This window comes from Vibrio sp. 10N.222.47.A9 (assembly GCF_963872585.1).
In the GTDB taxonomy this organism is placed as follows: domain Bacteria; phylum Pseudomonadota; class Gammaproteobacteria; order Enterobacterales; family Vibrionaceae; genus Vibrio; species Vibrio splendidus.
Genome location: NZ_CAWNBB010000046.1, coordinates 39795 through 62293, shown reverse-complemented (window position 1 = coordinate 62293; position 22499 = coordinate 39795). Strand labels below are relative to the sequence as shown.

The following is a 22499-nucleotide window of genomic DNA, read 5'->3' as shown; positions in this document are numbered from 1 at the left end:
ACACTCGCCTGAACTATTAACACCTTGCCTATTCAAAGGTCTCACATTGTGAGGCCTTTTTTTGTTTGGTTCTCCTGTCTGACGTATCGAATATTGGAGAATTCGGTCGAGCAAACTAAGCTCTTCTAGCTTCGGTCTAAGAACGTTTGACCTTTTTAGACATGTAGTCAGTATCAAAAAACTCAGGCCAGTACATTTTCACGTATCCACCTGCAACCCAAATCACTAGGATGGTTGCGATGGTTAACTCGAAGAAACCAAACTTGTGCAGCCAATACCATTGCGGGTATTCCGCGCCGAAAAACGTAGTTAGACGATGCATGGCAATAGCGCTGATCACGGAAGGGAAAGTGACGGCAGCAATCGAAGGTTGGAATTTCAGACGCATCAATCGTATGTAACACAAGTAGATCAGTAGCGTCATGGTGATAGCAATGCCAGCCAACGCGCCTGTTAGAATCGGGTCTGGGTTGTCGAAGTTAACCAAGTAAGCCGCTAAAGACAGGTTCACAGGTGCTGCCATGATGGCTAAGGTTGGTCTTGCTCGGCGTGGCAGGTTTCCTTCGAATACCAAGCGGTACAACACCACTGGCAGCATTAGGAAATAGATACCGATACAAGTGGCCGCAAGTGTTTCTGAAAAAACGGTGTGCCCAAATTGTGAACCTGCTAAGGAACTGCTGATTAACCCCACCGGATACAGAAACCAACTCGGTACAATGTTCGACATTTTAAAGTTGATGATCTGGAAACTAAAGAACAACACCATCATGGTAAAATGCAATAACAACGCGCAGAACCAGACTGGGTAAGCAATGACTGGTGAGATTTCGGCTAAATAGTCGCATAGAATCAATAACGCCATGCTCATTGGTGCCATCAAGCTTCCACTAAGCGGATGACGAATGTCATTGATGAAAGTATTAAAGCTGGTGAGATAACGAAGTAAAACGGGTAGCAATAACAGTGCGCCAAATGCAGCAAGGTAAGGGCGAATGATCTCACCAACCCCAGGCAGATATAATGCCCAAGCTTGTCCTAGTCCAATAACACCAAGTGCCAAAGACGCCTGAGATAGCGGCACATTTTTTACTTGGGTTAACCTTCTCCAGTTCAACGCCTTTCTCCAACTAGTTATTTATAGAATATGAGTTATATAGAATGTGAGCTGTTTATATAATAGGAGTCAATTATAGAATTTTTGCTCTAGAGTGAGCGCTCAGCTGTGTCCTCAATAGATGTTAAGGACACTCAAATAATTTTGAGTGGATGATAGCAAGTTTAACGTTTGCTTTTTTGACTTTGATACGAAATCGGGACATTAAGCACGAGGAAAGTGTGCTTTATTTTTTGAGTGATTTATAAATACCGAGCTTGGTTTGCTCATGTATCAGTGGAACTTGACTGTATTAGTGGAACTTAACGAGTTACGTTTAAGTCCCACATTTGAACTACCGTTCTCAATGTCGTTAACGTACTTCCTCTTGCTGAGGGAGGTCTTGTTGTCTTAGCTTATCGTTTTTCAGCGTACGGTTAAGCAGCTGACTGTAAATTGGCTGCCCACCTAACATTTGAGCAATGATTACCGCACCTAAGCAGGTGATGATCAACGGCAGGATCAGGTAGTAGTTATTGGTCATTTCAATAACCAATAGTATGCCAGTGATAGGCGCTCGTACGGTGGCGGCAAATAAGGCGCCCATGCCAGCAATCGCAAACATACCCGGTTCAATATTCAGTTCAGGAAAGAATGCCGCCGCGATAAGCCCAAACGCGTAACCAAAGAGCGTTCCTAGAGCAAGCATTGGTGCAAAGATACCACCCGGTGCACCAGAGCCGAAACAAAGTAGCGTGGTGAGCACGCGCCCTAAGAAGATTAACAGCAGCACGTTTGCGCTGTAGTTGCCATTAGTGATGTTCGGGATGATACCAATACCACCGCCAGTCAACTCCGGTATATAGAGCAGCAATAAGCCAAAGCAACCGCCCAGCAGGGAACCTGTCATTAAGTAGCGTTTACGGTCATTCTTGTGTATTGCCACAAATAGGTCTTGCGAAAGTGTAATCAGCTTATTGAAAATTACACCAAACAGGCCAAACAACACGCCTAACAACAAGAACAACCAAAGTGCGTCGAGTTCAGGTGGCTGGTACTGAGGCATTGTGATAACGGCAGACTGTCCGTTGATTGATCGAAAAACGATGTTGGCTGAAACCGCGGAGATGATGACGGCTTTAATTGATATGAGTGAGTATCGAAACTGTGGTCTCATCTCCTCAACCACAAACATGATGCCAGCTAGCGGTGCGTTAAATGCGGCGGCTAAGCCACCAGCGGCACCTGAAGCCAACAGTGAGTGGCGAGTGTCATCATCTTTGACTCGAAAGATATCAGTGACCATACGACCGATACTGCCGCCCATTTGAACGGTTGGCCCTTCGCGGCCTAAAACCATACCAGAACCTAATGCGCCCATGCCGCCAAAGAATTTTACGGGTAATACTCTCCACCATCGAACAGGACGCATGCCGTCCATTGCACCTTCAATTTCGGGGATGCCTGAGCCTGCAGCCTCTGGAGCAAAGCGGTGAACGAGGAAGTAACCAATAAAGGCAAATGCAGCACTAATAAGGAAAGCGGCTAGCCAAAGGGGTAAATAGCTACCGATTTCATCTTTAAGCCAATCGGTACGAGTTTCTGTGATGAAATGAACCGCGACTTCGAAATAGGTACCCACTACGCCAGCAAGTACACCGACAATACAAGAAAGAAAGAGAACGGAAGCGGGTGTCTTATCTCTTGAGAGAAATTGATTAATAGCATCCCTTGGCATTTTGGCTAATAAGGATTGCTTAATTTTCTCTCTTCTGGTCATTGAGATAAGGCTCCTGAATGGGTTAAGGCGGGGTTGTCATAAATTATACGCGTCCTCTGCATATCCTATAGCAGCAAAGATGAAAAGTTGAATTTCATTTATGGAATGTACGTGTTACATAAATGGAATCTATGGGCAATAGTGGAATCCCCGTCACAATTTTGATCGATTCTCAGATGGCACCTTGAATATCCCCAAAAATGAACCATAGTTAAATCGTAAAGCAACATAACAAACCGCAAGGAGACGTGAGGTTTTACACACAATTTGGATGGATTCAGATACAAAGTTTTAGTTTCTCGTTAATTGTTCAGGTCGATATTTAAGGCTTCCTGATTCGCGAACTCACGATTGAGTAACGAGAGTGAGGCGTACTGATAAGTACGCCTTTAGTTCGTCTGGAGCATTCATTTTTCATCGTTACCCCCTTTCTAGTGACACTCATACAACTTCTGGCTTAAATCATTCTCCGTATAAACAAGCGATTGGGGTCAATTTCTCCGTGATTGTGTATATACTCCTTAAAAAAGGAGAACTGATATGACCAAAAAAGTTCCTACAAACATAATTACGGGTTTCTTGGGTGTTGGCAAAACGACAGCTATTTTGAACCTGCTCAAAAATAAACCTGAGAATGAAAACTGGGCTGTCCTGGTTAATGAGTTTGGCGAAATCGGCATTGATGGCGCATTAATGACAGACCAAGGTGCTTTAATTAAAGAAGTACCGGGTGGCTGCATGTGTTGTACTGCAGGTGTTCCTATGTCGGTAGGTATTAATGCCTTACTGCGCCAAAAGCCGGACCGTTTATTGATTGAGCCAACTGGGCTTGGTCACCCTAAACAGGTTATTGCGACACTCACTTCAGAGCAATACACACCTTATGTTGATTTAAAAGCGACGCTTGGCTTGGTTGACCCACGAAACCTATCCAATGAAAAGTACACGTCGAATCAGAATTTCAATGATCAACTGGACAGTGCAGATGTGATTCTTGGTACTAAGGTTGACCTTGTTCATTCTGAAGACATCGATGTGTTCAATGATTGGGTGACGGATCAAACGCCAGCAAAAGTCTTCCATAAGCTAATTCACGATGGTGAAGTGCCATTGGAAGTGTTGGACATTGAAAGAGTATACGGCAGTGCTTCCTCTCATATTGAAGCGCATCATCACGATCACGCTGAACAAGAGCCTCAATTCCAACTTCCTCCCGGTGAAGCGTTCATCCGTAAAGAGAATAAAGGTCAGGGCTATTTTAGTTGCGGTTGGTTGTTTGGCGCAGAGCATAAGTTCGACTTTGATGCGCTGTTTTCAATGCTGTCGGATCTTACGGCTGAGCGTGTAAAAGCCGTGGTGAATACTGACCAAGGTTGCTATGCGTTTAACGTGGCGAATCAAGTGGTGTCAGTGAATGAAATTTCCCTTGATGGCTTTGAGTCTCGTCTTGAAGTGATCGACTCGCAGTTAATGCCTTGGGACGATCTCGAGCAGATTCTACTCAAGCTGTGTGGCATCAAATAGCGCCATTTTTACTGTTTGAACTGATGATCTCGGTGTTTACTTCGTTGAAGGTGGGGTAAACACCAGATTAAATGAGAAAGTTTGCGTTATATCACGATAAATGTGAGATAAATCACTCTAATTACTTTATAGTGCTCGGCTGAAATAAGAATGTAGGCTGTCTGCTTAAGGAACCCGTAACAATGTCATTTTCCTCTCAAGGTTTTGCTCCTGAATTAGTCAAAGCGTTGACTGAGTGTGGTTATGAAAAACTCACTCCAATTCAACAAAAGGCGATTCCAATGGCTCGTAAAGGCCATGATATTTTTGCTACTGCTCAAACCGGTACGGGTAAAACAGCGGCATTTTCATTGCCTGTTATTCAGCACCTTTTGAACAGCGGTAAAAAGGCGTCTAGAGGAACGGCTCGCGGCCTTATTCTTGCTCCAACTCGAGAGCTCGCTGCGCAGATCGCTCAAAACATTAAAGACTACGTTAAATACACTGAACTAAGCGTTTCAGCGGTTTACGGTGGTAACAAAATGTCTTCACAAGTTCGTCAATTAGAACTGGGTGTGGATATTTTGGTTGCAACACCTGGCCGTTTGGAAGAGCACTTAGAAGCGGGGAACGTGTCTATCGCAAACCTAGAGTTTCTAGTATTCGATGAAGCTGACCGTATCCTTGATATGGGCTTTATCAATGCCGTTCGTAAGATAATGTTGGATGTAGAAACATCGCCGCAAATCATGATGTTCTCGGCAACGACTTCTACTCAGTTAAACCAACTGTCTGTCGATATTCTACGTAAACCAAAACGTATTAGTGTTGAGCGCGAAAACTCAACGGCTGCTACTGTTGGTCACGTGGTTTACCCTGTGGATCAAGAGCGTAAAACAGAACTGCTTTCTGAGCTGATTGGACGTAAAAACTGGCGCCAAGTGCTTGTGTTCGTGAACTACAAAGAAACAGCGAATGACGTTGTTAAAGAGCTTAAATTAGACGGCATTAAAGCGGTACTTTGTCACGGTGATAAAGCACAAAGCGCTCGTCGTCGTGCTTTGGATGACTTCAAAGAAGGCAGAGCTCGTGTGATGGTTGCAACCGACGTTGCGGCACGTGGTCTTGATATCGAAGACTTACCACACGTAATTAACTACGACATGCCTTTCCTAGCGGAAGATTACGTTCACCGTATTGGCCGTACAGGTCGTGCTGGTAAACAAGGTCATGCGATTTCTTTCGTTAACCGCGAAGAAGAGTTGACTGTTGTTCAAGTTGAAACACTGATTCAACAACGTATTCGTCGTGTTGAACAACCGGGTTATGAACCGAAGAAACGTGATGCTTACATCGAGAAGCTGAACACTAAATCGGCTTACAAAAACCGTCAGGGTCGTAAGAACAACGCGAACGAAGAGCCACAAGATCAAGCAAGCGCTGAACGTCGTTTGACTATGATGAAGCGAATTAAAAACCGTCGTAAGTAATTACGGTTGGTGATTGAAAAGAGCCACTGTTATGTGGCTCTTTTTGTTTGTATTTATCGCAATATTGTTTATTGTCATCACTACTTCGTTTCAACCTCGCTTGATTTCAAGCCCGATCAAGAAACAAGAACTATTAAATAGAAATAAGTCGATAAGGTAATAATATGGATAGCGCACTACTTTGGGCTTTTATTCCCACGTTTTTCTTTGTGTCAATTACGCCCGGTATGTGTATGACCTTGGCTTTGACGCTAGGAATGAGTGTTGGATACAAGCGTACATTATGGATGATGATCGGTGAACTGGCTGGTGTTGCGGTGGTTTCCATTGCCGCGGTATTAGGTATTGCATCTATTATGTTGAACTACCCGTGGCTATTTACGGGCTTCAAGTTTGTTGGCGCAGCTTACTTGTTCTATTTGGGCGTTCAGATGTGGCGTTCAAGAGGCAAACTGGCGATCAGCACTGACAACCAAACAACAAAAGTCAGCAATGATTGGGACTTGGTGGTTCAAGGCTTCGTGACAGCGATTGCGAACCCGAAAGGCTGGGCATTCATGATTTCGTTATTGCCTCCTTTCATTAATAGTAATAAAGACTTAGCACCGCAGTTGTTGATTTTAGTGTCTATTATTCTGGTTTCTGAATTTGTCTGCATGACCTTGTATGCGACAGGTGGTAAGAGCCTAAAACATATGCTGGGTAAAGCCGATAACGTTAAGTTGATGAACCGCATTGCAGGTACGTTAATGATGGGCGTTGGCGTGTGGTTGTTCGTGAGTTAAGTGTGATTAACGGTATTGCGATCAACGATAACGGTTGAGATCCCCGACTCAGTCGTTCCTCCTTCTCGAGGATGACGGTACGTGATTTGGTTTGGGGTGAAGAGCAGTTTACAAAGCCGCAGATCATTAGTTGAGTCAAAGAGCGTATAGAATATAAAAAGAGCGATAGGGCGTTTGGCCTTATCGCTCTTTTTGATTTCACTTAGCTAGCGAACAGAAGCTAGATAACAGTAAGATTGCTGATCTTAGCTAGATTTGCGTATTAAACTGCGATTTCACCGCCGTCTTCACGGCGAATCACAACGGTAGATGCTCTTGGACGAACGTTGCCTTGAGTTTGTGCGGTTGCATCTTGAGACGATGGCCAGTTTGCTGGGTGTTGAATGTTCACAAACAGTGATTTGAAATCCGGGCTGATGGTAAAGCCAGTTACTTCACAACCGTTTGGACCAACAAAGAAGCGTTTAAGTTGTGCTTGGTTGTTTGCATCAATTACCGCGCTGTTGCCGTTGTCATCCGTTAGCTGAGATGGAACCACTGCCAGCATTTGGTCATTGGTGTAGCCAGTAACTTCGTCTGCGCCGTTATCCGTCTGAATCCAGAGAATGCCACGAGCATCGAACGCTAAGCCGTCAGGGCTCGCGAATTGGTTCATGTCTGTTAGACCTGAGCGGTTAATAGACTTGTCATCCACTGCTGGAGAGCCAAATACGAAGATATCCCAATCGAACTCACCTGCTGTTTTGCCTTCATCCCAACGAATAACATGACCGAACTTGTTGTCTACGCGAGGGTTCGCAGAGTTCGCTTCTTTACGCTTGTTGTTATTAGTTAGCGTTAGGTAAGCCGTACCTGTCATTGGGTCAACAGAGCACCATTCTGGGCGATCCATTGGCGTTGCGCCTACAAGGTCAGCTGCGCCTGCGGTATTAATGATAAGTGCTGCTTGAGAATCAAATGAATCACCTAGCTTGCCGCCGTTTGTGGTCTTACTGCTCAGAGTCAGTGGTAGCCAAGTACCTGAACCATCATCACTGAACTTAGCCACATACAGCGTGCCTTTGTCCATGTACTTGTCACCCGCACTTAGGCGATTGATCGGCTCCGCGTCACGCGGGTCCCATTTCTCTTCAGACACGAATTTGTACAGGTATTCAAAGCGAGAATCGTGACCAGAGTAGAATACGATTGGCTCACCTTCGGTCAACTTACCGAACGTACAGCCTTCGTGACGGAAGCAACCCAGTGCAGAACGTTTCTTAGCGCGAGAGTTTGCTGTGTATGGGTCGATTTCAACAATATAGCCGTGACCATGTGCTTCGTTACGGTAATCGTCCATTGCTGACTCACCTGTTGGTGTTACGTCAAAGCGTGCAAACTCGTCTAAGCGTTCTTGTTTGTTACCTGAAAGCGTGTCCCAACCGTAACGTGTTTTGTCGGTAGCGATACCAATACGTTCTTGCGCTGGCGTTGTCTCGCCTTTGTTAACGAAATAACCCGGCCAGTTTTCTTCACACGTTAGGTAAGTGCCCCATGGCGTGTAGCCATTACCACAGTTGTTCAACGTGCCACGAGCTTGGCTGCCGTCTTGTGAGAACTTGGTTTTGGTAAATTCACTGTGAGCAACAGGGCCAGACAGGTCCATTACTGTTGCGCCTGTGTAGCGGCGGTTCAGTGGATCGTTATCGACCATCACCCATTGGTTGCCTTCAAGTTTCACTCGAACAACACTCACGCCGTGCGCGTTGATCTCTTTACGTACTTCATCAAGGCTAGGGCGAGCGCCTTCGTTGTATGTTGGGCCGTTGGCGTGCAGCGCTTTTTGGTCGATGTATTCGTGGTTGATCACCAATAAGCCATCATTGCTGTTGCCATTAAGCGGGAAGAAGTGCATGCCATCGTGATGCATGCCTAATGCGTTGGCTTGATCTTGTGCGTTGTTGGTGCCGTCTTTTAACCAAGCGTTGCCTTGTTTGTTGAGTGGAGTACCCCAAGGAACTAATACCTGTGCTGTGTAGCCTTTCGGCACAACGACACTGTCTGTCAATGATCCTTTAACCGATTCGAATGCAAGTGTTGCAGGGCTTTTTTGTGCGCCCGTTGCTTGCATTGTCGTAGCGTTAGCCGTGCTGTGACCCGCTAAACCAAACGCGCCAAAGGCGGTCATTGCACTGATGCCTAAACCGCCTTTGAGAACATTTCTTCTTGAAAGGTTCGCATCTAGAACTTCTTCGAAAGGCTTGTTGTTACTCTTGTTAAAACGAGTGCTATCAAATGTTTCCTTGCTCATCGGGACTGCTTCCTATTGGCTGACTTTATTATTCGTTATTTATGACTTACCCACTTACTAATGAATTGGTTAATAACTTGGGTTGATGTGTGAGCAATCGTGAAGCAGTTAAGTGACAGATTTTTATAGTTTTGATTAAGGTTTTGTTTCTGTAGCACGATTTTTGCTGCTAAGCCTCTCGTGCAATACAAAACTCTTGGGAATTAACGAAGAACTGTGTATAAATGCTTTATCAAACGAAAAGAGAGACAGTTATGAAATTAGATAAAATCGAAAACAAAAATCGCCGCCTACGCAAGAAGTTATACCTAGGTGAATTCGCTATTCTAGGTTTTGAAGTAAGCTGCACGACTTCGATTGCTGATTTTGACCAATACGATGTGTTCATCGATGAATTTATCGATTTTATCGACAGCATCGGCCTGTGCTTTGGTGGCGGTGGTTTAGAGCTGTTCGAAGGTTTCTTATGTTCTATTGAGCGCTACCGTTCAGTGACAGAAGCAGAGCAACTGCAAGTAGCGCAGTGGCTTGAAGCTCGCGCAGAAGTAAGCAAAGTAGAAGTAAGCGAACTTGTTGACGCAAACTACGCATTCTAAATTGGTGTTGTTCGGCTAGCTCAGTTGGAAGCGAATAGAGCTTTCCTAAGAGAAGTTTTATACATAAGTGAAAGGCCCAGTCGGTATATCGATTGGGCCTTTTTGCGTTTGGTCTGCGCTATTTTTGAACCATGATTCCTTGTGTAACTCTCATTTCTAGAACGGGAGTTTCTATTTACATGTCAGTCTCTTAAGTCTGTCTTTCTGGATAGTAAGAAGTTTGAATAAACTTGTGAGAGTTTTATGAGAATTCAATGAAGTTGCTGATAGATTTGATCGCCATTCTTAGAGTTAACAACACCACAGTTCGTTCTGGCAAATGTAACGGTATATCGCTGTTATTCGTTTTGTTGGCAACGATAGGACTCGATAAAGGATGGAATCAAAATGAACAAACGTACTCAAATCAGCTTAGTGATCAGCTCGGCTATGTTGACCCTCGGAGCAGCTCAGGTTCAGGCTGCAGAGCTTGAAGTCACTGTCACTAATGCAACGAAAGGGATCTACTTTACGCCTATCTTGGCTGCCGCTCATGACTCCAGCTTGTTCATGTTTAGAACGGGTGAGAGTGCTTCTGCGGAATTGGAATCGATGGCCGAAGGTGGCGATATTTCAGGTCTATCGAGTTTGATTGCAAACGCGGGTGGTGTGGTGGTTGAAAACCCAGCTACCGGTATTCTTAATCCGGGCGTCGCAACTACGTTTGATATCGACACCGGTGATTTAGCTTACTTGTCATTGGGTGCCATGCTGCTGCCAACCAACGACGGCTTTGTTGGCTTAGACAGTTGGAAAATCCCAACTCAAGCGGGCACCTATAAAGCGACCCTCAATGGCTATGACGCAGGCACAGAAGCCAATGATGAGCTAGCGGGCAGCATGCCAAACCCGCCATTTATTACCTTTGGTGCTGGTGGTACCGGAGTTGAAACTGCAGTGTCAAACGCTAAGGTTCACATTCATCCGGGCAACATTGGTGATAGTAACGCGGCTGGCGGAATCAGCGACCTCGATAGTAGCAGTCATCGTTGGTTAAACCCTGTGGCTACTATCACCATTGTTGTGAAGTAAGGGGGATGTATGAAAGCTAGAATTCTATTTATCGCTGCATCAGTAGCTGTGTTAGCAGGTTGTCCGGACGATGACGACGATTACTATCGCTATGATGTGAGTGTGACTAACCTCACCCCCAATCAACCTATGTCGCCCCTCGTGGTATTGACTCACAATACGAATTTTGACCTGTTTGAAGTTGGGCAAAGTGCCTCTGTCGATCTGGAATACTTAGCGGAAGGAGGCAGTAATGCACAATTGCTTGCGCTCAGTGACAGTGACGCCAATGTTTATCAAGGCATCTCAGGCAATGGGCTGATTCTTTCAGGTGAGCAAGACACGGTGTCTATTCGTGTTGACCCAAATCAAGAAGGGTATATCTCAGTTGCTTCCATGTTGGTGAACACCAATGATGCGTTTGTTGGTGAATCCGGTTTGTCGCTTAAGTCATTAGCCGTGGGTGATACCTTTGTGATGAACATGAATGTTTGGGACTCAGGAACGGAATTGAACGACGAGCTTGCTGCAACGATTCCGGGACCTGCGGGCGGTGGTGAGGGTTTTAATACCACACGAAACGACACCGATGTAGTGAGTTTCCACTCTGGTGTAATCAGCCAAGATGACGGCCTTACGACGTCTGCTTTAAGTGCTAATCATCGTTTCCTTAACCCAGGAGCAAGAATCACCATTACTCGAACTGAATAATAGGGTTGAAAGCACGATGAAAGAATTCCTGCTCTGTTCCGGTCAATTTAAAGGTGGGTAGACTCCGAATAGAGCAGGGATCATGAATAGTGCTGCGGTAAATTTGATGGCAAACATATTGTTGGTTGAAGATGATGATGACCTAGCTGAACTGGTGCAGATGCATCTTAAGTTCCAAGGCCATGACGTAATAAGAACTAATGTGATTGAAAAGGCTCAGGCGCTCTATAAAGATGGTCATTTCGATTTGATCGTACTGGATCGTGGCTTGCCTGACGGAGATGGACTCGATTTTTGTCGAATGTTACGTCAGCAAGAAGATTGGACGCCGGTACTCATGCTAACCGCAAGGGATGCTGAGCTAGATAAGGTGTCAGGTTTAGAAGCCGGTGTTGATGACTACATAACGAAACCTTTCAGCGTTCTCGAGTTTCAAGCAAGAGTGAGGAACGTACTTCGCCGTTTAAGCCATGTTGAATCAGTCACTCAAGAGGCTATGACAACAGAATCGATTATGAATTTTGGTGGACTCATTATCCAACCTGAACGCCATCAGGTGTCACTCAATAACCGAGATGTACCGCTTACTGCTACCGAGTTTACCTTACTTCACTTCTTAGCAACCCGCCCGGGGCGTGTGTATAGCAAAGACGAGCTGCTCGATCACGTTTGGAATACTCATCACTCTGGCTATCACCATACTGTGTGTAGCACGGTCAACCGTCTAAGAACCAAGCTTGCGATGCCCAATAGTGATGATGATTTCATTAAAACCGTTTGGGGTGTTGGCTATAAGTTTGAGTCAAAAGCTTAGGTCTATGTGTTGCGCCCTAAGTTTACTAAAAAGTCAGTAAGACCTACGAGCCATCGAGGAGAGAACATGAGTTTCAAATCGCGTTTAGTGCTGTTCACAAGTTTGTGGTTTTTGTTGGTAAGTGTGGTAATTGCTTACACTTATCATTGGCAAAAAGAGACCACAGAACAAAGAACTAAGCAGAGCTTACATAAAGAGCTCGCGGTTCATATGCGCGATGATAATCCTCTCATGATTGGTACCGACTACAATCCCAAGGCACTCAAATCTATATTCCACACCTTGATGTTGATAGGGCCTGATTTTGATATTTATTTTCTGGATAGTCAGGGCAATATCACCACCAATGCTGCGCCAGAAGGCACTGTGTTAGCCAATCAGATAGATCTAGCGCCCATTCAACAGTTCTTAAATGACGAGCCTTATCCGATTTTGGGCGAAGACCCGATCAACCCAGGCTCTCCTAAAGTATTTTCTGTGGCGGCGATTGAAGAGCTAGGGTCGACGGTGGGTTATTTGTATGTGGTGATAGGAAGTAATCGCCATACTGTGATCACCAACTCTCAGGTTGATACACCATACATCGCACTTGCAGGGCTTGTGCTGGTTTCTATTTTTGGCTTTGCGATTGGCGCTTATCTGCTAGTGAAACGCAGTCTGTTGAACCCGATAGAGGCGGTAACCAATAAATTGCAGCAACAAGCTGAGCAAGATTTTAGATTGGAACCTAACTTTGTCCATCAAGTGCCAGAATTGGTGCCCATTGCACGTTCTTATCAATTGATGGCGAAACACATCCAACAACAGTTTTTGCAGCTTGAGTATCAGTCATCACACCGCAGACAAAGCTTATTACAGCTCAGTCATGATTTGAAAACGCCATTATCGAGTGTTCTTGGCTACCTAGAAACGTGGAAGATTCAAAATCCGAAGTCAGACCCGTTGATTGACGTCGCTTACCGCAATGGCAACAAGTTGTCTGAACAGCTCCATTCACTACTCGATAGCGCCAAAAATGATAATCCTGTGCCTAAGTATCAATACGCTTCAATCGATTTTAATGTGTTGATGAACGAATGCTTAGAAACGATACAAAGCCAGTATCGCCATAAGAATGTTGAGTTGAACGTCAATATACCTATTGGAATCAAGGCTGTGGGTGACGGTGATTTACTTGAGAGGCTGATCTTGAATCTGCTAGATAATGCGTTGAGGCATAGCCCGAGCGGAACAATGGTGTCGTTAGATGTAGGTTTAGAATCGGATTCAAAACGGGTGAAGGTCGTTATCCATAATGAAGTTGAACGAGAGGCCCCTAATGGTTCGTTAGGTATTGGCACCAAAATCGCTCAGTCGATACTGATGTTGCATCATAGTGTTTTAGAAACAACAAAAGCAGAAAACTCATTTCAACAAAGTTTCTATTTGCCTTCGGTATAGCCCTGACTGCCTTCGATTTAGTTCCAATTTCTTTCGATGTCGTTCTACTTGCCGCCGTTCTAGGGGATAGGCGAGTTGTTCTTTGAGTAACGAACAACTCGTTGAGCAGCTTTTAAGTTGAGAAGTTTTTAAGTTGAGGGGACTTTATGCGTCTTTTTTGTCTTCGTTGCCTTCATTGTCTTCATTGCCTTCATTTAGTTCAGCATAGAAGTGCAGCAACTCTGTTAGCTCTTTTACCCAACCAAATGCTTCTGTCGGTGCTTTCGACAAAATCTTCTCGACTTTGTCACAGTGAGTTTCAAGGCTGATCGCTTGCTCAAGGTTGAACGACATTGCATAGAAGTGCCAAAGCAATAGTCGAGTCATGCGCTCGATGTTTTGTTGTGAGTTATCCGACTCACTAAACGCAAGATTCACTTCACTCAGCGCGATTGCTGTCATTCGCAACATCGCATCAAACTTCGCTGATTGCATACGCTCTTCATTGGTCACTTCTTCTTGTTCGAACGTAAACAGTTCCGTCATTGCATCTTCAGGGACAAGGCGATGAATCATTCTTAAACTAAATTCTTCTAGTTCTTCACGAGGCATGTTGTTTAAGCAAGTTAAAGTGTAATCGCGTTGCATGGTGTTCTCTTGGATCTGCAAAAAGGTCACACAGTTTAATGGAGAAGCGAGTTCAGAAAAAGAAGATTTTAGATAAGCCTACGTTTGTAGGCTTATCTATTTACTACAAGCCCTAAAATTGATGTTTAGGGGAACTGTATTTAGGTTTGAACGCAGTATCAGGCTTTGCTATGGCTTGGCGGTTGATACTGCATAGACTGGTCGTTTCTCATGAAAATGTTGCTCGCGACCAAGCTGCCGATACAAATTGAACCAAGCGCTAACCAAGTCATCGTATCCGGAATCTCGTTAAACAGTGGGATCGCCAACAACGTTGCAACGGCGGGTGTTGCACTGCCAAAGGCGGCTGAACGCTCTGCTCCTAATGTATTGACAGCATAGAGATAAGTGAATGCCGCTATTAGGCCTGCGCCGACGCCTTGCACCGCTGAATGTATGGCAAGCTCTGTGACTGGCCATTGAGTAATTGGTGTACTCATTAAATGGCTAGGGAGGGTTCCTGTAAGGATAAGGACCAGCAACAGCAAAGTGGAACAAAATGAAATGAAACCCGCACTCACAAGCGCATTAAGATTGGCAACACGTGCTGAGATGGTAAAAGTCGCCCACATTAAGCTGCCACACAAAAACAACAAGTGACCTTTGGTGTATTCAAAGTTGAAGCTGCTTAAGCTATTTCCTAGAAACAACAATATCCCGAGTAAAACAAGACCTAAACCAACGACACGGTGTCGGCTAAGCGGTTGTTTAAAAAAGAGTACCGCGATCCCTGTTACGAACAAAGGAAGCGTTCCCGGAACCAAAGCACTCCCGTGTGATACCGGAACAAACTGCATGGCTGTCCCTGCAACGAGTAAATAAGGCAACCCGCACCCCACGAACATACCGGCCAAGTATCGATTCGGGACAGCAGCGATCGTGCTGCGTGCTTTCCACATCAAAGGCAATAGCACCAATGCAGGTATGAGAAATCGAGTCAGTGCGATGTCTACAGGTGTTAAGTCTGAATTTGCGCCGCCTTTAAGAGAAAGGAAAAAGCTCGCCCAGATGAGCAGAGTGACAATAATAGATAGGTAGCCAAGCTTCATAATAAAAAAGGAAAGTGGATGATGACTCATTATGGGGCACTTGGTGTGCCACAAGTTGGCAAGTTTTGTTCTAACTTAAGTTATGGTTGATGATTTCTGCTAATATTTCCCAAATTGTTAACGAATTTAACCAATGATCGGTATTTGCTATGGATAGGATTGATAGACATCTTCTTGAGTTGCTTCAGAAAGACGGCAGGCTAACCACGGCTGAGTTAGCTGATGAGGTTGGCTTATCGGCTTCACCGTGCGCGAGGCGCATCAAAAGATTGGAAGAAAAAGGGATTATTGATGGCTATCGTGTGAGCCTGTCACGAGAACAGGTCGGTATCGCAATGAGTGTGTTTGTTGAGGTGAGCTTAAACAACCACCAAGAAGTGTCGATCGATAAATTTGAAAGTGCAATTGTCGAAATGGAAGAGGTCATCAGCTGCCACGTTGTATCCGGAGCTTATGACTATCTTTTAGAAGTTGTCAGTCCAAATCTTATGGCTTATGAAGCATTTACAAGAAAGCTACAGCGTCTCTCTAACGTAAAAGATATACATACTCACCTTGCGATTAGGCAAGTGAAAGGCAATGCGCCACTTCCGGTTTATACTGACTGAACACTAGTAGGGGATACGTCTTTGGGTGAAATGAGCTGAAAACGAAATGACTTTTGTTGTTAAACAAGGGGGCCGCTGCTCTTAAAGACTGTCGTCAAATACCAGATGCGCAGCAATAAAAAACGGAGCGCCTCGTGAAAGGCACTCCGTATATGATAGGTGCAAAACTTAGTGATACTTAAAGTTAGAGATTGAACAATCCCCAGTTTGAGCGTTAATTCTGAATGAAAAAGCATGTGAATGATAATCCACACCGTCATTCCAAATTGTCTCTCCAAATATCTTACATAGCTCTAGCTCACTTACTGAACCGAACTCTTCCATGTGTTTAGCTACAGATAAAAGTTTACCTCTTATCTCCGCAGTCCATTCCGTGTTACTCAAGCAGTTGAAAGCCATAGTTTTTTGCATATTACCTAGCCAAAATGTTTCTTGTTATTAAGTTATATGAATAATCATGATAACAATTTCTTGGCGTTTGTAAATCTATTTTGTGATGAATATCTCACATACTCGCTTGCATTGGTCGGAAATTGAACTTTATTGTTGATAGTTCGCACATTAGTTTTACAGCTTATTGATAAAGCTTTAATTAACGAGTTATCTGACTATTTTGGCTTGAGGTAAGCATATTTATCGGAAAAATCCAGTCGATAAAGCGATGAAACCTAGTAATGTTTTCAGTTTGGGCTATCGTTTGTCGGTTGGTTTGTGTGGCGTGCTTCGTCAATCATCGTGGCTTCTTTGCGGTATTTTGAAGACAGCTGACGGAACTTTTCACTGAGTGTATGGAGATCTTGCGAGAGTGATTGTGAGCTTTGTACATGCACCTGCGCACTTTCTGTCTGTCGCGGTAGTTTTGCGTTGGTGCAATGTTTAGCGACGGCTTGCCAAGAATGCGTTAGAGACTCCGCCCCATCTAGCTCGGTAGACACAACGTATGCCTGTTTTAATAGAACCTCAGAGACATCGTAAGCAGTATTCATATGACTATTGAGCTGTACATTAAACCTTTGTTCGTATTTTGCCCAAAGTTCAATGATCTGCTTTTTGGTGAAATGTTTGGATAACAGCGTTTGTGATTCATAGGTTGAGAGAACTTGGTTGAATTCTTTAGTGTATTGGTTGTACCGCCCTTCAAATGAGAGTTGGCGGTCCAACAGTACTTGCCAGTTTTCACGGTCACAATGGTTTGCTAGCGCGACACTGGCACTCAAAGGTACACTCACAATGATAACCTTCACCCAAAAACTCATGACTTTCCTCTACTTACTGCGTTCTCTATAGAGAGTATAGATGAGCAGCAGCATGAGTTGATGTACACTTGAAAGATACCTAAAACGGAAGAGCTGGTGGATTTGATGAAAAAAGCGCTGATCGCTTTACTTGTGTTGTTAATATTGGGCGGAGGAGCGGCGTATTACTTCTTGGTCATGAATAAAGACCCAATTCCACCAGAGAAAATGGAAGAGCCAGCTGCAGAAGTTGCTCAGCAGTCAGATTCTGACCTCGCACCCATCATGGATCTTCAGCCTGAACCAGAACAGACCGAATTTTACGTTTTAGATAGAAAGCTCGAAGTGGTAGAGCAGCCTGAAATTGATGGGTTGATAACAGATTACCTCTATAAAGGTGAAAAGGTCGAAGTGTTAGAGAAACAAGGCGAATGGGCTCGTATCTCAGATTACATCGTTCTAAAAGAAGGCGGGCCACAGACAGCCGAATGGGTTTCGATGTCTGGCCTATCTAATGATGAAGTGATTATTTCCGAGAAAGAAAGCATAGAGATATTGGATTCATATTTGGTTAAATCCGACGATCTTAAGCTCCATAAAGAGACGTTCCGCAATACGGTTGCAGAGCTGATCTCGGATGGCGAATGTGACCCAAGTGATTTCGAGGAGTTAGGTGGTTGGGTGAAATCGGTGAAGTACAGTGACCGAGATGTCTATTTTATTTATTGCGGCGGACTATCGCTTGAAAATAAAATTTATTTAGATGTAAATACAAATGAAATATTTACGAAGTAAAAATCGCCCCATTTTAAGTGTTGGACGTATTAATATTCCTTAGGGTTACCGTTCATAAATGAAACTTTTGAAATCTTACTCTATCGCTGAGTGAGCTTCTTTATGGGCGCCTCATTATATTTAATCCGATATAAGCAGTATCTGGCTATTCCGTTTAAACAATGGATCTACAGTTTTTATGGTATGAGAGTATTGTTGTCGGGATTCCGTAAAGCAGGTGCTGCCGATTCTTGATAAGGAAGATGTCGATAAAGAGAACGTCGATCCAGAAGCTTCGGAAAACCAAGCTTAACGTTTTGCCTCGTACTTAACAGTAGAAATACCTTAACAGTAGAAGTAAGAAATGCCAGACAATAAAAAAGCCACTGAATTCAGTGGCTTTCTAGTATCAACTCATCCCAAAGATAACTGGTAAAAGTTGACGAAATTTTAATTTCTAATCGATTTCTTTGTCTTTAGTCATAGATAAAAGCCAAAGAGATACGGCTGCAACACCGGCAAAGCCACCAAGAATGATAACTGGCATAGCACTGTAACCTAGGATGTGCCAAATTACGCTTTCTAAAGTACTCATTCAATCGCTCCTTATTGCCAGCCTTCAACGCCGTGCATGTCTGGTAGTTTATGTGCGATACCTTTGTGGCAATCTACACACGTTTTTTCACCAGAAGCTAGCGCAGTTGAGTGTTGTTTCGCACTACGAGGGCTCTGCTCTGAGAAGTCCATGTAATCGAACTGGTGACAGTTACGACACTCAAGTGAGTCATTGCCTTTCATACGTTTCCACTCACGTTCAGCAAGGTGGGCACGACGTGCTTTGAATTTCTCTTCAGTGTTGATGGTTTTTGCAATAAAGTGCGCGTACAACTCTTTAGATGCCTGAACCTTACGAACAATTTTATCTGTCCACTCGTGAGGTACGTGACAATCTGAACAGATAGCACGAACGCCTGAGCGGTTAGAGTAGTGAATTGTTTCTTGGATTTCAGCAACAATAGGCGCATGACAACCAGAACAGAACTCTTCCGTGTTGGTTGCTTGCATACCTGTGTTAAATGCACCCCAGAATAAAAGACCGCCAGCGAATCCCAAGAAAAGTACAACGCCTACCGCTGCTTTACTTGGTGTCGCGAGTCTTTTCCAAAACGCTTTAAGTAATTTTATCATATATAGCCTCTCTTACCGTCTGGCTACGATTAACGCAGTGAATCTACAGGTTTGAACTCGTTCTCAACTAGTGGCTTAGCATTAGCTTGAGGTACGTGACACTGTAGACAGAAATAACGACGAGGTGATACGTCTGCAAGTACCGCATCTTCACGGTTCATGTAGTGAGTTACACTCACTTTAGTCGCACCCATTTCTTTTGCGTTTTTCCAGCTGTGGCAAGAAAGACACTTGTTAGCGTTAAGAGAAACTTCATAGCTACGAATAGTATGAGGCACTAGAGGTGGTTGGTATACGTAGTCACTCTCAAGTACTTGGTCACGAGGGAACTTTTTGAAGTCATCTGCTGCGCGAGTAGCTTCAAGTTCACTTGCACCACGTAGAGATTCTACGCCACCAATGCCGCCTGGGTTATCCAGCTCAGCTTGAGCTTGAACTGCACCAGCTAGCAAAAGACCAGCTGATAGTAGGGCAGTAATCAGTTTTTTCATGGTTAATTTCTCCGCCTAAAGGCTAATTCTTTGAGTGGACTACTTTTTTCAAAAAGTGATGAAAAAAGTAGTCGCAATATTAAATACGTTAGATCTTGTATCTAGGTTCTAAAAGCAATTGGCGCTTAAGAAACCTTAGTGATCTTAACTGGACACTTCTTATAATCCGTCTGCTTAGACAGAGGATCCGTTGCATCCAAGATCAACTTGTTGATCAGAATTCTTGCATCAAAGAATGGTACGAATACCAAGCCTTGTGGTGGACGGTTACGACCACGAGTTTCAACACGAACGCGTACTTCACCACGTTTGTTTTCGATAAGAACTTCATCACCACGGCGAAGGCCACGAGCTTTAGCGTCAGCAGGGTGGATGTAACAAAGTGCATCCGGTACTGCTTTGTAAAGTTCTGGTACACGACGAGTCATAGTACCTGTGTGCCAGTGCTCAAGAACACGACCAGTACATAGCCACATATCGTATTCATCGTTTGGTACTTCTGGTGGCGCTTCGTATGGCGCGTTGATGATCAGTGCTTTACCATCTGGCTTGCCGTAGAAGTCCCAATCAGAACCTTTCTTAGCGTATGGATCCGAACCTTCTTTAAAGCGCCATAGTGTTTCTTTACCGTCAACAACAGGCCAACGTAGACCACGAACTTGGTGGTAGCGATCGTATGGTGCTAAATCGTGACCGTGACCGCGACCAAAGGCTGCGTATTCTTCGAATAGACCTTTTTGAACGTAGAAACCTTGAGCTTGTGCATCGTCGTTAAGCTCTTGAGCTTCAGACAGTGGGAATGCATCAACGTTGCCGTTTTTGTAAAGCACGTCGTACATGGTTTTGCCACGGTACTCAGGCATTTTCGCAACCAGTTCTTCGCCCCAAACTTCTTCAATAGTGAAGCGCTTAGAGAACTCCATGATTTGCCATAGGTCAGACTTCGCGTCACCAACTGTTTTAACTTGTTGGTACCATGCTTGTGTACGACGTTCTGCGTTACCGTAAGCACCTTCTTTTTCGATCCACATTGCTGTTGGAAGGATAAGGTCAGCCGCTTGAGCTGTTGCCGTTGGGTATGGGTCAGAACATACAATGAAGTTGTCTGGGTTACGGTAACCTGGCAGACGTTCAGTGTTGATGTTTGGACCAGCTTGCATGTTGTTGTTACACATTACCCAGTAAGCGTTGATCTTACCGTCTTTAAGCATACGGTCTTGAACAACAGCGTGAGCACCTGGTTTTGCAGGGATAGTGCCTTCTGGAAGTTTCCAGATGTCTTCTGCGATCTTACGGTGTTTAGGGTTAGCAACCACCATATCTGCCGGTAGACGGTGAGAGAACGTACCAACTTCACGAGCTGTACCACACGCAGATGGTTGGCCAGTAAGTGAGAATGGGCTGTTACCTGGAGTAGAAATCTTACCTGTTAGAAGGTGGATGTTGTACACAAGGCTGTTCATCCAAACGCCACGAGTATGTTGGTTCATACCCATAGTCCAAAGTGACATTACTTTGATGTTTGGATCTGCATATTGCTTCGCAAGTTTGATCAGATCATCTTGAGAGACACCTGACATTTCAGATGCTTTCTCAACGGTGTATTCAGCGACAGAAGCTTTGTACTCTTCAAAAGTGATTGCAGTCATTGCACCTGAGTTAGGGTTTGCTGCTGCTTTCTGTAGAGGATCGTCATCACGAAGACCGTAACCGATGTCTGTCGTTGCTTGCTTGAAGTTCGTGTGCTTATTCACGAAGTCCCAGTTTACAGCATCGTTTTGGATGATGTAGTTTGCAATGAAGTTAGCAATCGCAAGATCTGATTGAGGTTCAAAGATGTAACCCGTGTCTGCAAGCTCAAAAGAACGGTGGTAGTAAGTAGACAGTACGTTTACTTTAACGTGTGGGTGGCTTAGACGACGGTCTGTAATACGAGTCCATAGTACTGGGTGCATTTCTGCCATGTTTGAACCCCACAGAACGAATGCGTCTGCGTGTTCAAAGTCATCGTAACAACCCATTGGCTCATCGATACCGAAGGTACGCATGAATGCACCTACCGCAGAAGCCATACAGTGACGAGCGTTTGGATCGATGTTGTTTGAACGGAAGCCGGCTTTCATCAGCTTAACTGCCGCGTAGCCTTCCATTACAGTCCACTGGCCTGAACCGAACATACCAACGCCTGTTGGACCGTTCTTCTTCAGTGCCGCTTTCCATTTCTCAGCCATTACGTCGAAAGCTTGGTCCCAAGATACTGGTGTAAAATCACCATCTTTGTGGAACTCGCCGTCTTTCATACGAAGAAGAGGCTGTTCAAGACGGTCTTTACCGTACATGATTTTTGAAAGGAAGTAGCCTTTAATACAGTTAAGGCCTTTGTTTACAGGTGCTTCTGGGTCGCCTTGAGTCGCAACCACTTTACCATTTTGAGTACCAACTAGTACCGAACAGCCCGTACCACAAAAACGACAAGGCGCTTTATCCCACGTGATTTTTGTTTGATCAGAGCTAGCAATCAGGTTGGTTGCTGTTGCTGGCAGAGTTACACCTGCAACGGCTGCCGCTGATGCAGCTGCGTTTGCTTTCACAAACGCGCGTCTTGTCATTTTCATACTTCACCCTCAAGTTGAGAATTGTTGCTTCCAGTTTCTAAATCCGTTTCGTCGAGCTCAGTTTCGATTTGGTGATAAACCAAAGCTGTGCCTAAAACGTTCGTAATATTATTAATTTCTTCGATGGTGTCCGTTACAAAACCTTGGTTTTCGGTTTCTAGGACTACTATGATTTTGCCTTCAGGGCTGCTGCCGTAAATCTCTGCGTTATCGAATTTCTCGATTTGTGCTTTGATCTCGTCTAGATGCTCTGGGCTCACATGCACGACTAAACTTGATATATGCACTTCATTTAGTGCCATAAATTGCTCTCGTTAT

The 22499-nt window shown here is 44.4% G+C and carries 22 protein-coding genes; 10 read left to right on the top strand and 12 right to left on the bottom strand.

Annotated elements, in window-relative coordinates; all coding sequences use genetic code 11:
• Positions 1–136: 136 nt before the first annotated feature.
• Entirely contained in the window at positions 137–1117 is a 981-nt protein-coding gene (locus AACT19_RS14110; RefSeq protein ID WP_207551966.1) for a TDT family transporter, read from the bottom strand.
• 352 nt (positions 1118–1469) lie between these two features.
• A complete protein-coding gene (gene clcA, locus AACT19_RS14105) occupies positions 1470–2876 on the bottom strand; it encodes a H(+)/Cl(-) exchange transporter ClcA (protein ID WP_076646828.1) in 1407 nt (468 codons plus the stop codon).
• Between the two features lie 540 nt (positions 2877–3416).
• Here clcA and AACT19_RS14100 point away from each other — a divergent pair.
• The 3 genes from AACT19_RS14100 to AACT19_RS14090 all read left to right on the top strand — a co-directional run bounded on the left by AACT19_RS14100 (position 3417) and on the right by AACT19_RS14090 (position 6654).
• On the top strand, positions 3417–4400 hold the full coding sequence (locus AACT19_RS14100) for a CobW family GTP-binding protein (protein WP_017082085.1): 984 nt from the start codon (positions 3417–3419) through the stop codon (positions 4398–4400).
• Positions 4401–4582: 182 nt separating this feature from the next.
• The gene (locus AACT19_RS14095; protein WP_017078304.1) at positions 4583–5869 is read left to right on the top strand and encodes a DEAD/DEAH box helicase; all 1287 of its coding nucleotides are present in this window, start codon (positions 4583–4585) and stop codon (positions 5867–5869) included.
• 164 nt (positions 5870–6033) lie between these two features.
• Complete coding sequence (locus tag AACT19_RS14090; RefSeq protein ID WP_004731394.1) at positions 6034–6654, top strand: LysE family translocator; 621 nt, start codon at positions 6034–6036, stop codon at positions 6652–6654.
• A 262-nt stretch (positions 6655–6916) separates the two neighbouring features.
• On the opposite strand, the gene AACT19_RS14085 is transcribed toward AACT19_RS14090, so the two are convergent.
• Entirely contained in the window at positions 6917–8944 is a 2028-nt protein-coding gene (locus tag AACT19_RS14085) for a PhoX family protein (protein ID WP_076646826.1), read from the bottom strand.
• Between the two features lie 254 nt (positions 8945–9198).
• On the opposite strand from AACT19_RS14085, the gene AACT19_RS14080 reads away from it, so the two are divergent.
• The 5 genes from AACT19_RS14080 (at position 9199) to AACT19_RS14060 (ending at position 13555) form a co-directional block, all read left to right on the top strand.
• Entirely contained in the window at positions 9199–9540 is a 342-nt protein-coding gene (locus tag AACT19_RS14080) for a YggL 50S ribosome-binding family protein (RefSeq protein ID WP_004731398.1), read from the top strand.
• Between the two features lie 387 nt (positions 9541–9927).
• Positions 9928–10611, top strand: coding sequence for a spondin domain-containing protein (locus AACT19_RS14075; RefSeq protein WP_017078307.1), 684 nt, complete (start codon positions 9928–9930; stop codon positions 10609–10611).
• 9 nt (positions 10612–10620) lie between these two features.
• Entirely contained in the window at positions 10621–11301 is a 681-nt protein-coding gene (locus AACT19_RS14070; protein ID WP_076646822.1) for a spondin domain-containing protein, read from the top strand.
• An 82-nt stretch (positions 11302–11383) separates the two neighbouring features.
• The gene (locus AACT19_RS14065) at positions 11384–12115 is read left to right on the top strand and encodes a response regulator transcription factor (protein WP_076646820.1); all 732 of its coding nucleotides are present in this window, start codon (positions 11384–11386) and stop codon (positions 12113–12115) included.
• Between the two features lie 66 nt (positions 12116–12181).
• Positions 12182–13555 carry a sensor histidine kinase gene (locus AACT19_RS14060; RefSeq protein ID WP_076646818.1) on the top strand — a complete coding sequence of 458 codons (1374 nt, stop codon included), beginning with the start codon at positions 12182–12184 and terminating at the stop codon, positions 13553–13555.
• Positions 13556–13699: 144 nt separating this feature from the next.
• On the opposite strand, the gene AACT19_RS14055 is transcribed toward AACT19_RS14060, so the two are convergent.
• Together AACT19_RS14055 and AACT19_RS14050 are read right to left on the bottom strand one after the other, a co-directional pair.
• On the bottom strand, positions 13700–14182 hold the full coding sequence (locus AACT19_RS14055; RefSeq protein WP_076646816.1) for an exoribonuclease R: 483 nt from the start codon (positions 14180–14182) through the stop codon (positions 13700–13702).
• A 158-nt stretch (positions 14183–14340) separates the two neighbouring features.
• Positions 14341–15270 (bottom strand): DMT family transporter, encoded by a 930-nt coding sequence (locus tag AACT19_RS14050; RefSeq protein WP_076646814.1) that lies wholly within the window; start codon positions 15268–15270, stop codon positions 14341–14343.
• Between the two features lie 149 nt (positions 15271–15419).
• On the opposite strand from AACT19_RS14050, the gene AACT19_RS14045 reads away from it, so the two are divergent.
• Positions 15420–15878, top strand: coding sequence for an Lrp/AsnC family transcriptional regulator (locus AACT19_RS14045; protein ID WP_017078313.1), 459 nt, complete (start codon positions 15420–15422; stop codon positions 15876–15878).
• 168 nt (positions 15879–16046) lie between these two features.
• On the opposite strand, the gene AACT19_RS14040 is transcribed toward AACT19_RS14045, so the two are convergent.
• Together AACT19_RS14040 and AACT19_RS14035 are read right to left on the bottom strand one after the other, a co-directional pair.
• Positions 16047–16289, bottom strand: coding sequence for a hypothetical protein (locus AACT19_RS14040; RefSeq protein WP_017062621.1), 243 nt, complete (start codon positions 16287–16289; stop codon positions 16047–16049).
• Between the two features lie 269 nt (positions 16290–16558).
• On the bottom strand, positions 16559–17134 hold the full coding sequence (locus AACT19_RS14035) for a hypothetical protein (RefSeq protein ID WP_076646812.1): 576 nt from the start codon (positions 17132–17134) through the stop codon (positions 16559–16561).
• A 96-nt stretch (positions 17135–17230) separates the two neighbouring features.
• On the opposite strand from AACT19_RS14035, the gene AACT19_RS14030 reads away from it, so the two are divergent.
• Entirely contained in the window at positions 17231–17908 is a 678-nt protein-coding gene (locus tag AACT19_RS14030) for an SH3 domain-containing protein (protein ID WP_065682765.1), read from the top strand.
• Between the two features lie 436 nt (positions 17909–18344).
• On the opposite strand, the gene AACT19_RS14025 is transcribed toward AACT19_RS14030, so the two are convergent.
• The 5 genes from AACT19_RS14025 to AACT19_RS14005 form a co-directional block, all read right to left on the bottom strand.
• Positions 18345–18482, bottom strand: coding sequence for a TIGR02808 family protein (locus AACT19_RS14025; RefSeq protein WP_004731329.1), 138 nt, complete (start codon positions 18480–18482; stop codon positions 18345–18347).
• A gap of 11 nt (positions 18483–18493) precedes the next feature.
• The gene (locus tag AACT19_RS14020; RefSeq protein WP_004731326.1) at positions 18494–19075 is read right to left on the bottom strand and encodes a NapC/NirT family cytochrome c; all 582 of its coding nucleotides are present in this window, start codon (positions 19073–19075) and stop codon (positions 18494–18496) included.
• Between the two features lie 29 nt (positions 19076–19104).
• On the bottom strand, positions 19105–19566 hold the full coding sequence (locus tag AACT19_RS14015) for a nitrate reductase cytochrome c-type subunit (protein ID WP_004731324.1): 462 nt from the start codon (positions 19564–19566) through the stop codon (positions 19105–19107).
• A gap of 125 nt (positions 19567–19691) precedes the next feature.
• Positions 19692–22181 (bottom strand): periplasmic nitrate reductase subunit alpha, encoded by a 2490-nt coding sequence (gene napA / locus AACT19_RS14010; protein ID WP_076646810.1) that lies wholly within the window; start codon positions 22179–22181, stop codon positions 19692–19694.
• Positions 22178–22483, bottom strand: coding sequence for a chaperone NapD (locus AACT19_RS14005; protein ID WP_004731320.1), 306 nt, complete (start codon positions 22481–22483; stop codon positions 22178–22180). The genes napA and AACT19_RS14005 overlap by 4 nt, the downstream gene beginning before the upstream one ends.
• Positions 22484–22499: the final 16 nt, after the last annotated feature.

Bases quoted from the DNA above. Each gene is read 5' to 3' on its own strand.
- AACT19_RS14080 (WP_004731398.1), top strand. From the start codon at position 9,199: ATGAAATTAGATAAAATCGAAAACAAAAATCGCCGCCTACGCAAGAAG.
- AACT19_RS14045 (WP_017078313.1), top strand. From the start codon at position 15,420: ATGGATAGGATTGATAGACATCTTCTTGAGTTGCTTCAGAAAGACGGC.
- AACT19_RS14070 (WP_076646822.1), top strand. From the start codon at position 10,621: ATGAAAGCTAGAATTCTATTTATCGCTGCATCAGTAGCTGTGTTAGCA.
- clcA (WP_076646828.1), bottom strand. From the start codon at position 2,876: ATGACCAGAAGAGAGAAAATTAAGCAATCCTTATTAGCCAAAATGCCA.
- AACT19_RS14050 (WP_076646814.1), bottom strand. From the start codon at position 15,270: ATGAAGCTTGGCTACCTATCTATTATTGTCACTCTGCTCATCTGGGCG.
- AACT19_RS14025 (WP_004731329.1), bottom strand. From the start codon at position 18,482: ATGAGTACTTTAGAAAGCGTAATTTGGCACATCCTAGGTTACAGTGCT.
- AACT19_RS14100 (WP_017082085.1), top strand. From the start codon at position 3,417: ATGACCAAAAAAGTTCCTACAAACATAATTACGGGTTTCTTGGGTGTT.
- AACT19_RS14040 (WP_017062621.1), bottom strand. From the start codon at position 16,289: ATGCAAAAAACTATGGCTTTCAACTGCTTGAGTAACACGGAATGGACT.
- AACT19_RS14090 (WP_004731394.1), top strand. From the start codon at position 6,034: ATGGATAGCGCACTACTTTGGGCTTTTATTCCCACGTTTTTCTTTGTG.
- AACT19_RS14060 (WP_076646818.1), top strand. From the start codon at position 12,182: ATGAGTTTCAAATCGCGTTTAGTGCTGTTCACAAGTTTGTGGTTTTTG.
- AACT19_RS14005 (WP_004731320.1), bottom strand. From the start codon at position 22,483: ATGGCACTAAATGAAGTGCATATATCAAGTTTAGTCGTGCATGTGAGC.
- AACT19_RS14035 (WP_076646812.1), bottom strand. From the start codon at position 17,134: ATGAGTTTTTGGGTGAAGGTTATCATTGTGAGTGTACCTTTGAGTGCC.
- AACT19_RS14065 (WP_076646820.1), top strand. From the start codon at position 11,384: ATGAATAGTGCTGCGGTAAATTTGATGGCAAACATATTGTTGGTTGAA.
- napA (WP_076646810.1), bottom strand. From the start codon at position 22,181: ATGAAAATGACAAGACGCGCGTTTGTGAAAGCAAACGCAGCTGCATCA.
- AACT19_RS14020 (WP_004731326.1), bottom strand. From the start codon at position 19,075: ATGATAAAATTACTTAAAGCGTTTTGGAAAAGACTCGCGACACCAAGT.
- AACT19_RS14075 (WP_017078307.1), top strand. From the start codon at position 9,928: ATGAACAAACGTACTCAAATCAGCTTAGTGATCAGCTCGGCTATGTTG.
- AACT19_RS14015 (WP_004731324.1), bottom strand. From the start codon at position 19,566: ATGAAAAAACTGATTACTGCCCTACTATCAGCTGGTCTTTTGCTAGCT.
- AACT19_RS14095 (WP_017078304.1), top strand. From the start codon at position 4,583: ATGTCATTTTCCTCTCAAGGTTTTGCTCCTGAATTAGTCAAAGCGTTG.
- AACT19_RS14085 (WP_076646826.1), bottom strand. From the start codon at position 8,944: ATGAGCAAGGAAACATTTGATAGCACTCGTTTTAACAAGAGTAACAAC.
- AACT19_RS14055 (WP_076646816.1), bottom strand. From the start codon at position 14,182: ATGCAACGCGATTACACTTTAACTTGCTTAAACAACATGCCTCGTGAA.